16 protein-coding genes and 1 tRNA gene are annotated in these 14,195 nt (G+C 56.7%); 1 reads left to right on the top strand and 16 read right to left on the bottom strand.

Features of this window, described 5'->3' with window-relative positions:
* Positions 1-43 precede the first annotated feature (43 nt).
* The 15 genes from AC1PQG_RS07870 to AC1PQG_RS07800 form a co-directional block, all read right to left on the bottom strand.
* Entirely contained in the window at positions 44-1,297 is a 1,254-nt protein-coding gene (locus tag AC1PQG_RS07870; protein WP_481122046.1) for an NADH-quinone oxidoreductase subunit D, read from the bottom strand.
* The gene (locus AC1PQG_RS07865; RefSeq protein WP_481122045.1) at positions 1,290-1,892 is read right to left on the bottom strand and encodes an NADH-quinone oxidoreductase subunit C; all 603 of its coding nucleotides are present in this window, start codon (positions 1,890-1,892) and stop codon (positions 1,290-1,292) included. The genes AC1PQG_RS07870 and AC1PQG_RS07865 overlap by 8 nt, the downstream gene beginning before the upstream one ends.
* 12 nt (positions 1,893-1,904) lie before the next feature.
* Positions 1,905-2,381, bottom strand: a complete 477-nt coding sequence (locus AC1PQG_RS07860; protein ID WP_079433620.1) for a NuoB/complex I 20 kDa subunit family protein — start codon at positions 2,379-2,381, stop codon at positions 1,905-1,907.
* 45 nt (positions 2,382-2,426) lie between these two features.
* Positions 2,427-2,801 (bottom strand): NADH-quinone oxidoreductase subunit A, encoded by a 375-nt coding sequence (gene ndhC, locus AC1PQG_RS07855; protein ID WP_481114897.1) that lies wholly within the window; start codon positions 2,799-2,801, stop codon positions 2,427-2,429.
* Between the two features lie 83 nt (positions 2,802-2,884).
* Positions 2,885-2,969 (bottom strand) — tRNA-Leu (locus AC1PQG_RS07850).
* 63 nt (positions 2,970-3,032) lie between these two features.
* On the bottom strand, positions 3,033-3,383 hold the full coding sequence (secG, locus tag AC1PQG_RS07845) for a preprotein translocase subunit SecG (protein ID WP_481122044.1): 351 nt from the start codon (positions 3,381-3,383) through the stop codon (positions 3,033-3,035).
* A 21-nt stretch (positions 3,384-3,404) separates the two neighbouring features.
* Complete coding sequence (gene tpiA / locus AC1PQG_RS07840) at positions 3,405-4,166, bottom strand: triose-phosphate isomerase (protein ID WP_481122043.1); 762 nt, start codon at positions 4,164-4,166, stop codon at positions 3,405-3,407.
* A 104-nt stretch (positions 4,167-4,270) separates the two neighbouring features.
* A complete protein-coding gene (gene pstB, locus AC1PQG_RS07835) occupies positions 4,271-5,110 on the bottom strand; it encodes a phosphate ABC transporter ATP-binding protein PstB (RefSeq protein ID WP_481122042.1) in 840 nt (279 codons plus the stop codon).
* A 10-nt stretch (positions 5,111-5,120) separates the two neighbouring features.
* The gene (gene pstA, locus AC1PQG_RS07830) at positions 5,121-5,966 is read right to left on the bottom strand and encodes a phosphate ABC transporter permease PstA (protein ID WP_481114901.1); all 846 of its coding nucleotides are present in this window, start codon (positions 5,964-5,966) and stop codon (positions 5,121-5,123) included.
* A complete protein-coding gene (gene pstC / locus AC1PQG_RS07825; protein WP_481122041.1) occupies positions 5,966-6,901 on the bottom strand; it encodes a phosphate ABC transporter permease subunit PstC in 936 nt (311 codons plus the stop codon). The genes pstA and pstC overlap by 1 nt, the downstream gene beginning before the upstream one ends.
* Positions 6,902-7,098: 197 nt before the next feature.
* A complete protein-coding gene (pstS, locus tag AC1PQG_RS07820) occupies positions 7,099-8,136 on the bottom strand; it encodes a phosphate ABC transporter substrate-binding protein PstS (protein WP_481122040.1) in 1,038 nt (345 codons plus the stop codon).
* 146 nt (positions 8,137-8,282) lie between these two features.
* Positions 8,283-9,635, bottom strand: a complete 1,353-nt coding sequence (gene glmM, locus AC1PQG_RS07815) for a phosphoglucosamine mutase (RefSeq protein WP_481122039.1) — start codon at positions 9,633-9,635, stop codon at positions 8,283-8,285.
* A 63-nt stretch (positions 9,636-9,698) separates the two neighbouring features.
* Complete coding sequence (gene folP, locus AC1PQG_RS07810; RefSeq protein WP_481122038.1) at positions 9,699-10,520, bottom strand: dihydropteroate synthase; 822 nt, start codon at positions 10,518-10,520, stop codon at positions 9,699-9,701.
* 71 nt (positions 10,521-10,591) lie between these two features.
* The gene (gene ftsH, locus AC1PQG_RS07805) at positions 10,592-12,484 is read right to left on the bottom strand and encodes an ATP-dependent zinc metalloprotease FtsH (RefSeq protein ID WP_481122037.1); all 1,893 of its coding nucleotides are present in this window, start codon (positions 12,482-12,484) and stop codon (positions 10,592-10,594) included.
* 113 nt (positions 12,485-12,597) lie between these two features.
* A complete protein-coding gene (locus tag AC1PQG_RS07800; protein WP_481122036.1) occupies positions 12,598-13,218 on the bottom strand; it encodes an RlmE family RNA methyltransferase in 621 nt (206 codons plus the stop codon).
* 38 nt (positions 13,219-13,256) lie between these two features.
* Here AC1PQG_RS07800 and yhbY point away from each other — a divergent pair, with 38 nt between their 5' ends.
* Positions 13,257-13,712, top strand: a complete 456-nt coding sequence (gene yhbY / locus AC1PQG_RS07795; RefSeq protein WP_481122035.1) for a ribosome assembly RNA-binding protein YhbY — start codon at positions 13,257-13,259, stop codon at positions 13,710-13,712.
* 10 nt (positions 13,713-13,722) lie between these two features.
* Here yhbY and AC1PQG_RS07790 read toward each other — a convergent pair whose 3' ends face one another.
* On the bottom strand, positions 13,723-14,184 hold the full coding sequence (locus tag AC1PQG_RS07790) for a DUF4149 domain-containing protein (RefSeq protein WP_481122034.1): 462 nt from the start codon (positions 14,182-14,184) through the stop codon (positions 13,723-13,725).
* Between the last annotated feature and the right edge of the window lie 11 nt (positions 14,185-14,195).

The following is a 14,195-nucleotide window of genomic DNA, read 5'->3' as shown; positions in this document are numbered from 1 at the left end:
TACGATATGACTTTTGGCAACTGCGTGTTCTGGGCGAGACCGATCAACGGTCCACGTCACCAAACACGATATCCATGGTGCCGATGATCGCAACCACGTCAGCAATCATGTGCCCGCGGGACATTTCATCCATTGCCGAAAGGTGGGCAAAACCCGGGGAGCGGAGCTTGAGGCGATACGGCTTGTTCGCGCCGTCAGACACCGCATAGACACCGAACTCACCCTTGGGATGCTCAACAGGTGCATATACTTCACCTGCCGGGACATGCATGCCTTCCGTGAACAGCTTGAAGTGATGGATCAACTCCTCCATGCTGCCCTTCATGCGCTCCCTGGACGGCGGGGCCACTTTGTGGTTACCCGAAATCACTGGACCAGGATTCTTGCGCAGCCAGTCGATACACTGCTTCACAATTCGATTCGACTGACGCATTTCTTCGATACGGCACAGATAGCGGTCGTAGCAGTCGCCTTCCACGCCAACCGGAATATCGAAATCCAGCTGGTCATACACGTCGTACGGCTGCTTCTTGCGGATGTCCCACTCGATACCGGAACCACGCAGCATCACACCGGAGAAACCCAGCGCCAGCGCCTTTTCGGGCGTCACAACACCGATACCGACCGTACGTTGCTTCCAGATACGGTTATCGGTCAGCAGCGTCTCGTACTCATCGACATACTTCGGAAAGCGGCTGGTGAAGTCTTCCAGGAAATCGAGCAGGGAGCCCTGCCGATTCTCATTCAGCTCAGCAACGGTCTTCGCGCTCTTCCACTTGGAGACTTCGTACTGCGGCATGCGATCAGGTAGATCGCGATAAACGCCACCCGGCCGGTAATAAGCAGCATGCATGCGAGCACCGGAAACGGCCTCGTAAGCATCCATCAGATCCTCGCGCTCACGGAAGGTATACAACACCATCGTCATGGCGCCGATATCCAGAGCATGCGTACCCACCGCAAGGAGGTGGTTCAGAATCCGGGTGATTTCGTCAAACATCACGCGGATGTATTGAGCACGAAGCGGCACTTCAAGCCCGAGCAGACGCTCGATCGCCATGCAGTACGCATGCTCATTACACATCATCGACACGTAGTCGAGACGATCCATATAAGGAACGGACTGCACCCAGGTCCGCGTCTCAGCGAGCTTCTCAGTCCCCCGGTGCAGTAGACCAATATGGGGATCAGCACGCTCAACAACTTCACCATCGAGCTCAAGAACCAGTCGGAGCACACCGTGCGCTGACGGGTGCTGAGGACCGAAGTTGATTGTGTAATTGCGGATCTCAGCCATTTCCGACGTTCCCATAATTCTCGTCACGCACGATACGTGGCGTATTTTCCCGCGGCTCGATCGTCACCGGCTGATAGATTACCCGGCCAAGATCTTGGTCGTAGCGCATTTCCACATAACCCGTAACAGGAAAATCTTTGCGGAAGGGATAACCGACAAAACCATAATCGGTGAGAATGCGACGCAAATCCGGATGACCGGCAAAGGTAATACCGAACAAATCGAACGCTTCTCGCTCGAACCAGTTCGCACTCGGCCACAATTCCACCAGCGACAAAAGAACCGGGAAGGAGTCATCGTCAGCAAAAGTCCGCAAACGAAGACGTTGATTCTTGCTGACGGAAAGGAGGTGAACCGAAACAGCAAAACGCGCTGAAATCTCGATACCAGAATAGGAAGAGTAGTCCAGCCCGGTCAGATCAACCAGCTGCTCAAAGCGAAATTCAGGCTCATCCCGAAGTGCCTGAGCAATACTGAAATAATCGGAAGCAGCCACCACAACCGTCACCTCTTCGCGGGCGACGATAATCTCTTTCAGCTGCTCACCAAATCTGTCTGCCAGCGACTGGCTGAGGCGCTCAAGTTTCTCACTCATGATGTTCGGCAATCAGCGAGCAATCGTGCAGTCGCGCTTGATCTTGTTCTGCAATTGAACAATCCCATAAAGCAGCGCTTCCGCGGTAGGAGGACACCCGGGCACATAGACATCGACCGGAACAATACGATCACAGCCACGGACCACCGAGTACGAATAGTGATAGTAACCACCGCCATTCGCGCACGACCCCATGGAAATCACCCAGCGCGGCTCGGACATCTGATCGTAAACTTTGCGCAGTGCAGGCGCCATCTTGTTGCACAGGGTGCCCGCAACAATCATCAGGTCCGACTGACGCGGACTGGGACGGAACACTACCCCAAAACGGTCAAGGTCATACCGGGAACACCCAGCGTGAATCATTTCCACCGCACAGCAAGCGAGACCGAAGGTCATCGGCCACAGAGAACCCGTGCGAGTCCAGTTGATTACCGTATCAAGCGAAGTGGTTACAAACCCTTCCTTGAAGACACCTTCGATACTCATAGACACCCTTCAAGCAACAATTACCGCCCAAGGCAACTGGACAATTTATTCCCAGTCGAGCGCACCCTTCTTCCAGACATAGACATAGCCGAGAAGCAGGATACCCAGGAAGACGATCATCTCGAAGAATCCGAAAAGCCGGATGCTTTCGCTGGCTGCAATTTCCCGCAGAATGGTTGCCCACGGAAAAAGAAATGCAATCTCGAGATCAAACAGAATGAAAAGAATAGCCAGAAGATAGTAACGCACATCGAACTTGATACGCGCATCTTCAAATGGCTCAAAGCCGCACTCAAAGGGAGAGAGCTTTTCCGCGTCAGGCTTACTCGGGCCAAGGACCCGACCTGCGACAATGGGAATTAAACCAAAGACAGCCGCAAACAGGATGAAAACAAGAACTGGAAAATACCCTTCCAACATACCTGACCCCTTCCCAACCGCAAGCAGTTACTAGCACCACCTGCAAGCAAACGCCCGCATTTGCGGGCGACTAGCTTAATCCATGGTGCCGACGATGAGACTCGAACTCATACGGCTTTCGCCACTACCCCCTCAAGATAGCGTGTCTACCAATTTCACCACGTCGGCCTGTTTGTTTGACGCCCGAAATTATAAGGGTAATCACCCCTTGGCGCCAAGCATTACTTTGATTTATCGAGGAATGTCCTTGGACTTGGAATCCTGACCCTCACCCGCCGCAGGCGCCGCGGGCGCGGCCGCAGGGGCAACGCCATCCATGATGCTCTTAGCCGCCGGAGCTTTTTGCCCGGCGAGATAGCTCAGACTCAAGCTCGTAACAAAAAAGATAGCAGCAAGAATCGCCGTCGCGCGGCTCAGAAAATTGGCAGAGCCAGACGACCCAAAGAGGCTGCCCGATGCACCACTTCCAAATGCTGCCCCCATGTCAGCCCCCTTGCCATGCTGCATAAGCACCAAACCGATCACACCAAGACCGGCCAATACATGCACAACCAGCACAACCGAAAACACCACACCGCTCATCAAAATCTCCAACAAGAAAACCTATGCAGCAACCGAAGATGCTGCACGACAAATTCCCAAAAAACCCGGAGCAACGAGAGACGCACCACCAACAAGCGCCCCATCGATATCGGGCTGCACAAACAACGAAGGGGCATTCTCCGCGGTGACGCTACCGCCATAAAGGATGCGCACACCAGCCGCAGCAACGCCAGCCAACTCAAGACGAGAACGAATAAACCGATGCATCGCCTGAGCCTGCTCCGGCGATGCAACCCGCCCCGTTCCAATCGCCCACACAGGCTCATAGGCCACCGTCAGTTTTGCCGCGCAATCCAACCCAAGAATCGAAACCACGCCATCAATTTGCTTGCCAACAACCTCTTCAGCCCTACCTTCTTCGCGCTGCAGAAGCGTCTCCCCCACGCATACAATGGGATTCAGACCCGCCTCAAGCGCAACCTGGGCCTTGATGGCCACAGCCTCGTCGTCCTCCCCAAACAAGGAGCGACGCTCAGAGTGCCCCACGATCACCCAAGCACACCCAAGATCGACCAGCATGGAAGCCCCCACCTCACCGGTATAAGCCCCCGCACTGAACGAGCTGAGATTTTGCGCACCCAGCGCAACCCAAGAGCCCTCCAAGGCCTGCCCTACCTGCCCGAGATAAGGGTACGGCGGACACACAACGACCTCAACAGCCGCATCCTGCGTCCCCTCTTCCTTCAGAGCGGACAGCAAAACATCATTCCGGGCATGGCTGCCATTCATCTTCCAGTTGCCGACTACGAGCTTTTTCCTCACCTTAGGCACCAGGCTAAATTTTTCGATTCTATCTTGACGACATCAAAACGTCAAAAAGGCCGGCAAGAGCCGGCCTCCAGACTGCCACCCACCAGACAGATCGATCAACCGAATCGGCCAGTGATGTAGTCCTCGGTTTCCTTGCGCTTGGGCTTGATAAAGATCTCGTCAGTCAGGCCAAACTCGACCAACTCCCCCAGGTACATGTAGGCCGTGTAGTCCGAGACACGGGCAGCCTGCTGCATGTTGTGCGTAACGATGGCGATGGTGTATTCGCTCTTCAGCTCATGCACCAACTCCTCAACCTTGGCCGTGGAAATGGGATCCAGTGCCGATGTCGGCTCATCAAGCAGAAGCACCTCCGGCTTGACAGCCACGCCGCGCGCGATGCATAGACGCTGCTGCTGACCGCCGGACAGAGACAGACCACTCTGATTGAGTTTGCCCTTGACCTCATCCCACAGAGCCGCCTTACGCAGGGCCCATTCGACACGGTTATCCATATCGGCCCGAGACAGGCTCTCATAAAGACGAACACCAAAGGCGATGTTCTCGTAGATCGACATCGGGAAAGGGGTCGGCTTCTGGAAAACCATCCCGACCTTGGCACGCAGGGCATTCACATCCTGCCCCTGATCGAGCACGTTCCTTCCGTTCAGGAGAATCTCGCCGGTCGCCCGTTGCCCCGGGTAGAGGTCGTACATCCGGTTCAGCGTACGCAGCAGCGTCGACTTGCCACAGCCCGAGGGTCCAATGAAAGCCGTGACCATGCCTTCATTGATATCGAGATTGATGTGCTTCAACCCCTGAAAGGAACCGTAGAAGAAATCGAGGTTACGGATGCGGATTTTCGGGGTCTGCTCCGCCCCCGCCACCTGCGACGTCTGCTCGCCCCGCAGCTGCGAGAAAGACATGTCACGCTTGGTTACTGCAGAAGATTGCATGATGAATTTCCTAGATCTTTTTGCGGAACAGGGTGCGAACAACAATGTTCAGGCACAGCACGCCGAAAGTAATAATGACCGCACCACCCCAGGCAAGGGAATTCCAGTTCTCATAAGGGCTCATTGCAAACTGGAAGATGACAACCGGAAGGTTTGCCATCGGACCGTTGAGGTCCAGACTGGTGAATTGGTTATTGAGCGCAGTAAACAACAGCGGGGCTGTTTCGCCGCTCACCCGCGCGAGCGCCAGCAGGATACCGGTCAACACCCCCGCCTTCGCCGCACGCAAAACCACGTGCAGGACCACTTTCCAGCGCGGCGCCCCCAATGCCGCAGCCGCTTCACGCAGGCTGGCGGGAACCAGATTCAGCATGTTCTCAGTCGTTCTCACCACAACTGGAATTGCGATCAAAGTCAGCGCAAGCGATCCCGCCCAGCCGGAAAAGTGCTGCACCTGAGCGACATAAACGGTGTAAATGAACACACCAATGACAATCGAAGGTGCGGACAACAAGATGTCGTTGATGAAGCGGGTTGCCGGTGCCAGCCACCCTTTTCGCCCATATTCAGACAAATAGACGCCAGCAAGAATACCAATCGGGGTGGCAATGAAAGTGGCCGAACCGACCATCATTGCGCTACCGAGAATGGCATTGGAAAGCCCACCTTCGGACCCCGGCGCCGGCGTCGGCAGCGTGAACAAGCTCAGGCTCAGTGCTCCCACTCCTTTGTAGAGCAGCACGATCAGGATCCAGGCCAGGAAGCCCATACCAATGCCCATCGCCAACATCGACATTACCAACGCAAGCTGGTTGGTACGCTTGCGCTTGCGGTAAAGAGCAGACGAATCAATCATCAGGTTTTCTCCCCTTCCATCCGGCCAAGGCGCATCAGCAGCAACTTGGAGAGCGCAAGCACGACGAAGGTCACGAAGAACAAAATGAGACCCAGGGCGATCAAGGACGCTACGTGAAGATCAGATGCAGCTTCGGCAAACTCATTAGCCAGTGTCGAGGCAATGCTGTTGCCCGCCTCGTACAGGGACGGACTGATGCGGTGAGCATTGCCAATGACGAAGGTGACAGCCATTGTCTCACCCAACGCGCGCCCCAAACCCAGCATGACCCCGCCAATAACGCCGACACGGGTATAGGGCAGCACGACATTCCAAACCACCTCCCACGTCGTCGCCCCAAGGCCATAGGCCGACTCCTTCAGAATCCCTGGCACGACTTCAAATACATCACGCATCACGGAGGCAATGAAAGGAATGACCATCACCGCGAGGATCAGGCCTGCGGAAAGAACACCGATACCATTCTTGGGCCCCTGAAACAGGGCGCCCACAAAAGGAACGTTGCCTAACGTCGCCGACAAGGCCGGTTGTACGTAATCGGCAAACAGAGGCGCAAAGACGAACAGGCCCCACATACCATAAATGATGCTCGGCACGGCAGCCAGCAATTCCACTGCAACCCCCAACGGACTACGCAGCACAGGCGGGCACAGCTCAGTTAGAAAGACCGCAATCCCAAAACTGACAGGAATCGCAACCACCAGCGCAATAACGGATGTACTGAGCGTTCCATATACGGAAATAAGGCCACCGAACTTATCGGTAACCGGGTTCCATTCGGCACTAAACGGAAAGCCGAAGCCGAACTCCTTGATCGCTGGCCAGGCACCATAAAGCAGGGAACCGAGAATCGCCGCAAGAATCGCAAGCACGGAGAACGCAAAGAAACGCGTCGTCTGATGGAACAAAGCGTCCTGAAAACGCTGGGCACGCATACGATCTCTTGGCGGTTCCGGTTGCTTCACACCGGAGACGGTGTCAGCAAGGCCAGGAGCACCACCAGCCGTAGTACCGCCGGTGCCTAACACAGAGCTATGGGAAGACATTGCAGCTTACCGTTTCAATCTAGCAAACAAAACAGATGGATGAGCAACAATCCAGCCGCCCATCCATCCTGTCTAATTGGAACCGCTTACTTCCAGATCGGGTGACCCGATGCATCCTTCAGACCCGAACGCCATGCCACATCAATTTGCTTGACGAGAGCAGCAGGCAGTGCCACGTAATCTAGATCTTCAGCAGTCTTCTGACCGTTCTTGAATGCCCAATCAAAGAACTTGAGCACCTCACCCCCCTTTGCCGCATCAGCTTGAACCTTGTGCATCAACACGAAGCTAGCACCAGTAATCGGCCAGCTGGTCTTGCCCGGCTGCTCGGTCAGGATTTCACCAAAGCCCGGAACCTTCCTCCACTCGGCATAAGCGGCAGCAGCCTGAAAGGTCAAGTCGTCGGGCTGGACATACTCGCCCGCCTTGTTCTTGAGGGACAAATGGATCATCTTGTTCTTCTTGGCATAGGCGTATTCGACATAGCCGATACCACCCTTGATGCGCTGAACGTAAGAGGCCACACCTTCGTTGCCCTTACCGCCCACACCTTCAGGCCACTGGACTGCGGTACCCATACCAACCTTGTCTTTCCACTCCACACTCACCTTGGAAAGATAATTGGTGAAGAGGAAGGTCGTGCCGGAACCATCCGCACGACGGACCACAGTAATGTTCTCGTCGGGCAGCTTCACGCCCGTATTCAGGGCGACAATTGCCGGATCGTTCCACTTCTTGATCTTGCCGAGATAAATGTCGGCAAGAACCGCACCGGTCATCTTCATGGCGCCAGGCGCAACCCCATCCAGATTCACAACGGGGACCACACCACCGATCACAGCGGGGAACTGCACAAGACCATCCTTCTCAAGCTCTTCTGCCTTGAGCGGCATGTCCGACGCACCGAAATCAACTGTCTTAGCCTTGATCTGCTTAATGCCGCCGCCGGATCCGATGGACTGATAGTTTAGGCCGACATTAGTCTTGGCCTTGTAGATCTCCGCCCACTTGGAATAGATGGGGTACGGAAAGGTGGCGCCAGCACCGGTGATATCGGCGGCCTGGACGACGGCGGCACCCCCCAGAGCGACAACGAACGAACAGGCACGAACGAAACCTTGCATGAAATTCTCCATCGTAGAGACGAACTGCGAAACAGTTGGCTACACATTTAACCAACCGTCCCAAGAATCGCGACGCGCGCTCTTGGGACGGATTGAATTCTACGATTGGAAAATTTCAAATTTGTGACATGTTGCACTGCAGCATGTCACATTGCCGAAGCTCTCACCACTTCTGCAAGCCCGCTGGCGATACGCCCCACGATTTCCGCATCACTCCCCTCCACCATGACTCGCAGCAGCGGCTCTGTTCCAGAAGGGCGCAAGAGCACCCGCCCCCGAGTCCCAAGCTCCTGCGTCGCCACATCGACGGCAGCATTGATCTCGGCGCAATCGGACCACACGAAGCCCTGCTTCACGGGCACGTTGATCAGTTTCTGCGGATAGAACACTAGGTCGGCACACATCTCCTTCAGCGACACACCCTGCTGACACAGCGCCGCAAGGACCTGCAGCCCGGCAATGATCCCGTCGCCGGTCGTATGCCTATCCAAACAGATGATGTGCCCGGAGTTCTCGCCCCCAAGGCGCCACCCTTTCTCATGCATGAGCTCGAGCACGTATCGGTCCCCCACCTTCGCCCGCGTGAAAGGCAGGCCCAGGCGGCCGATTGCATGTTCAAAGCCCAGGTTGCTCATCAAGGTGCCAACCACCCCCCCGCGAACACCCGCGAGGCACGCAGCTTTGGCGATGACGTACAAGAGCTTGTCGCCATCATAGATATTGCCTTCCGCATCGGCCATCACGATGCGGTCACCATCGCCATCGAGCGAGACACCAACGTCAGCCCCACTCTTCAGAACCGCATCACGAATGCTGGCCGGAGCGGTCGCACCCACACCGTCATTGATGTTCGTACCGTTGGGCTCGACGCCCACCAGTACCGTTTCAGCCCCCAGTTCGTGGAAGACCTTCGGCGCCACCATGTAAGCGGCGCCATGCGCGCAATCCAGAGCGATCTTGAAGCCCCGCAGATCCAGTTCATTAGGAAAGGTGTTCTTGCAAAACTCGACGTAACGTCCCCGCGCGTCATCGATGCGACGCGCCTTGCCCAAGGCGATAGATGGTTCGCACCCCATGGGCTCGTCGAGACGCGCCTCTATCTCGAGCTCTACAGCGTCCGGCAGCTTGGTACCTGCGGCACTGAAGAACTTGATCCCGTTATCCTCGAAAGGATTGTGAGAAGCGGAAATCACCACACCGACCTGCAGCCGGAGGGCTCGCGTCAGATAGGCGATCGCCGGAGTCGGCAATGGCCCTGCCAGATAAACATCCACGCCAGCCGCAGAGAAACCGGCCTCCAAGGCCGACTCCAGCATGTAGCCTGAAATACGCGTGTCTTTGCCGATGATCACGGCGGGGCGCTCTCCCTGGCGCAACGCTTCATGCGCGACCAACGTCTTACCGGCTGCATAACCAAGCCGCAAACAGAAATCCGGCGTAATTGGCGGCTCGCCCACGCGGCCACGTACGCCATCGGTTCCAAAATAACGTCGAGACATCTTTCCCCCACTTCTGCGGTGCCACTCGGGCACGAATCTCGTCACTGCTTGCTCGCCACCGTCTCAGGCAAGCCTCTCCCACAGCCTCAATACGTCGCGCGTCGCTCCCACATCGTGGGTCCGCACGATTCGAGCGCCATTCTGCACGGCCACCAAAGCGGCGGCCGCACCGACAACCACCCTATCCCCAACCGGTCGACCGCTGATCTCACCAAGCATGGTCTTGCGGGAAATGCCGACTAACACAGGTAGACGTCCGCCACAAACCCCCCCCAACCCCTTGAACAAGGCCAGATTGTGGTCAAGCGTCTTACCGAAGCCGAAGCCGGGATCGAGAACGATACGTTCCTCTGACACCCCGGCATGCTGCAATACCTCAAGCCGCTGCACCAGAAACTGCTCCACATCGACAAGGACATCGCCATAAGTCGGCGCAAGCTGCATTGTGCCCGGCTCTCCCTGCATGTGCATCACACACAGGGCGGCCCCGCTGTCTTTTACGGCCTCGAGCGCACCCGGAGCCCTGAACGCGGCGATATCATTGATCATATCCGCCCCTGCACGGATCGACTCACGCATCACAACCGGCTTCACCGTATCCACAGATATCGGGGTGTTGAGCTGCGCCAACGCCTCCACGACAGGAATGACCCTGTCGAGCTCCTCCTGCTCGGAAACCGCTTGCGCCCCAGGGCGTGAAGACTCACCACCGACATCGAGAATTTCCGCGCCATCGGCAACGGCCTGCTCGGCCGCTCGTAGCGCAGCATCCCTGCTCAAATACCCTGGCCCCGAAAAGGAATCCGGGGTCACATTGATGATCGCCATGATCTTGGGCTGACCGAGATCCAGTTGAAAACGGCCACATGTGAGAACTGAAGACATAAGGTGATCTTTAAATGAAAGGGCCGGCTCACACAGGAGCCGGCCCGTCAATCAATGCAGAAATCCGAGACTCAAGCCGCAGGCGCAGGTGCCGTCGGCGCAGCGCCCGTATTGTCGTCACTCGGACGCTTTGGGAGCTGGGATGAAGGCTTGGGCGGCCGCGGAGCCCGCCCCGCCATGATGTCATCGATCTGGTCCGCATCGATGGTTTCCATCTCCAGAAGCGCGGCAGTCATCGCCTCGGCCTTGTCACGGTTTTCCTCGATCAGACGACGTGCCAAGGCGTACTGCTGATCCAGAATTCTCCGGATCTCCGCATCCACCTTCTGCAAGGTGGCCTCGGACATGTTCTTGTGGGTCGTGACCGAGCGCCCGAGGAACACTTCGCCCTCTTCTTCGCCATAAACCATTGGGCCAAGGTTGTCCGACATCCCCCACTGAGTCACCATCCGACGGGCAAGGTCGGTCGCACGCTGAAAATCGTTCGACGCACCAGTCGTCATCTGATTCATGAAGATCTCTTCGGCGATCCGCCCGCCGAACAGAACAGCAATCGTCTGCAGCAAACGCTCGCGATCTTGGCTATAGCGATCCTGCTCGGGCAACTGCATCGTTACGCCGAGAGCACGCCCCCGCGGAATGATCGTGACCTTGTGCACCGGATCCGTCTTGGTCAGACACTTTGCGACGATCGCATGGCCAGATTCATGGTACGCAGTATTGCGGCGCTCTTCCTCAGGCATGACCATCGAACGGCGCTCCGCACCCATCATGATCTTGTCCTTCGCGCGCTCGAAATCATCCATATCCACGAGACGCTTGTTGCCACGGGCCGCAAAGAGCGCTGCCTCATTGACCAGGTTGGCTAGATCAGCACCGGCAAACCCTGGACAACCACGAGCAAGGATCAACGCATCGACGTCAGGTGCAATGGGGACTTTACGCATGTGGACCCGCAGAATCTGCTCCCGCCCACGAATATCAGGCAAAGGAACCACAACCTGCCTGTCGAAACGGCCTGGACGCAGCAAGGCCGGATCAAGAACGTCAGGGCGGTTGGTCGCAGCAATCACGATTACACCCGAAACGCCTTCAAAGCCATCCATCTCGACCAGCAACTGGTTCAACGTCTGTTCACGTTCATCGTTGCCGCCACCCAAGCCTGCCCCACGTTGCCGACCCACTGCGTCAATTTCGTCGATGAAGATGATGCAGGGAGCCTGCTTCTTGGCCTGCTCGAACATGTCGCGCACACGTGCAGCCCCGACGCCAACAAACATTTCCACGAAATCCGAACCGGAGATCGAGAAGAACGGAACCTTGGCCTCACCCGCAATCGCTTTCGCCAACAAGGTCTTACCAGTACCCGGAGAGCCAACCATCAGCACACCCTTGGGAATGTGGCCTCCGAGCTTCTGGAACTTGGAGGGATCGCGAAGGAACTCGACCAGTTCACCAACCTCTTCCTTAGCCTCGTCGCAGCCGGCCACATCGGCAAAAGTCACCGTATTGGCAGTCTCATCAAGCATTTTGGCCTTGGACTTCCCGAACGAGAACGCGCCGCCACGTCCTCCCCCCTGCATCTGGCGCATGAAGAACACCCATACACCGATGAGCAGAATCATTGGAAACCAAGACACGAAAATATTCATTAGGAAGGACTGCTCTTCCTCAGGCTTCGAAGCCGTGACCTTCACACCGTAGCGCATCAGGTCTCCGACCATCCAGATGTCCTGCACCCCCGGCGTATACACCGTGATCTGCCGTCCGTCCTGAGTCGTGGCTCGTACGGTGCGCCCATCCACAACCGCCTTCGAGATCTTGCCCTGCTTCGCGTCCTCCATGAACTGGGAGTACTCGACCGAATTCTGAGCCGCCTGACGATTGTTGAACTGGTTGAAGACCGTCATCAAAACGACGCCTATCACCAACCAGATCGCGAGATTCTTGAATAAATTGTTCAAAACGATTCCTTGAAAGCCCGACTGGGGCCACAGCCTAGTGGACTGATTCTATGTCTGATCGTTCGCTGGATCAAATGATCGTAACCATAGCCTGAATCAATGGCATACCCAACCTAAGCCCGCAATCCGAAGCCCAGCAGATACACCTCGGAACTACGCCCGCGGGATGCCTGGGGCTTGCGCACGACGACAGACTTGAAGACACGCTCCACCTCCTTGCGAAACTCATCAAAGCCCTGCCCCTGGAACACCTTGACCAGGAATTTCCCACCCGGATTCAAGTGTTGATTCGCAAACTCCAAGGCCAGTTCAGCCAGATGAATCGAGCGTGCCTGATCGCTGGTAGGGATGCCTGAAATGTTCGGCGCGATATCCGACATCACGAGATCAACCCCCCGCCCTTCCAGCTGTGCCTCGAACCGAGCCACAAATTCCTCGTCATGGAAATCGCCCTGCATGAACTCGACACCATTGATGGGCTCGATCGGCAGCAAATCCAGCGCGAAGACCCGGCCCTGCGCGCCCACCCGCCCAATGGCGACCTGACTCCAGGAGCCCGGAGCCGCCCCAAGATCAACGACCACCATACCGGGGCGGATCAACTTGTCCTTTTCATCGATTTCCATGAGCTTGTATGCCGCCCGCGCACGCCACCCTTCAGTCTTGGCGCGCTGCACGAACGGATCATTCACATGCTCCATCATCCACGATTTACTGGTCTTGGTACGCTTCATCGCGCTACAATTACGCCCTTTTTTCAATGAGTTGCAAAATGATTGAACTGTCGCCCGCACAGCGCCGCGCATTCCGCGCACAAGCCCACCACCTTCACCCCGTGGTCAGCGTTGCCGGCAATGGCCTGACGCCTGCCGTGCTCAAGGAGATCGATCACGCCCTGCAGGCTCACGAACTCATCAAGGTCCGCGTCTACGGTGACGATCGCAGTCTTCGGGAATCCATTCTCGCCAGCATCTGCACCGAACTCGGCGCCGCCGCTGTTCAGCATATCGGTAAGACTCTGATCGTATGGCGGGAAAAGCGCGAACAGGAAACCACTCGAACTCCTTCCACCGATCGGCCGAAAAAACCGCTGGCCAAGGCGAAGTCCGCCAAGGCGCTGTCCTCCCACCGGGGCATCGCTTCTTTGAAGAAGAAGGCTGGCGCCAAGAAGGATTACTGGTTCGCGACTCCCGGCAAAGGGCCGCGGCGCCAATCCGACGACTCCTGAACGACGTCGATCAGCGCAAACCCTTGTCCTGCCAAACCACCAACAGCAGGCCAAGCAGACTTTCCACCAAATAGACAACACTGGAAACGCCATGCCAGGCCATGAACCGGCTGCGCAGGGCGCTTTCCATGACTTCGCGCGGCATGGAGTCCTCCTTGAGCTGCGCCAGAATAGGCTGGATTCCGAAATGGCCGGCCACGGTCAGCAGCAGCATGAGGAAAACCACCCAGAAGACGCCGCTCTTGAAAGCAGCAGCATTCTTGCGGAGCGCCACGAACACTAGCAGGTAGCCGGCGGACGCCAAGCCCAGCCATGCGACATAGGTAAACATCTCGCCCGCCAATCGCCCAGCGAGCATCCGATCGTCGAGCAACCGGAACAACGTGGGCGCGGCAAGGTAGCCGATCGCCCACAGCGCCCCGACCCACAGGGTGATCAGGGTGCTGTAAACGTATTCGGCAAATCGGGGCATGAGCTGGTGAC

The sequence above is a fragment of the Zoogloea sp. GDB6 genome (assembly GCF_056724105.1).
This window is presented reverse-complemented; position numbering and strand designations above follow the sequence as displayed.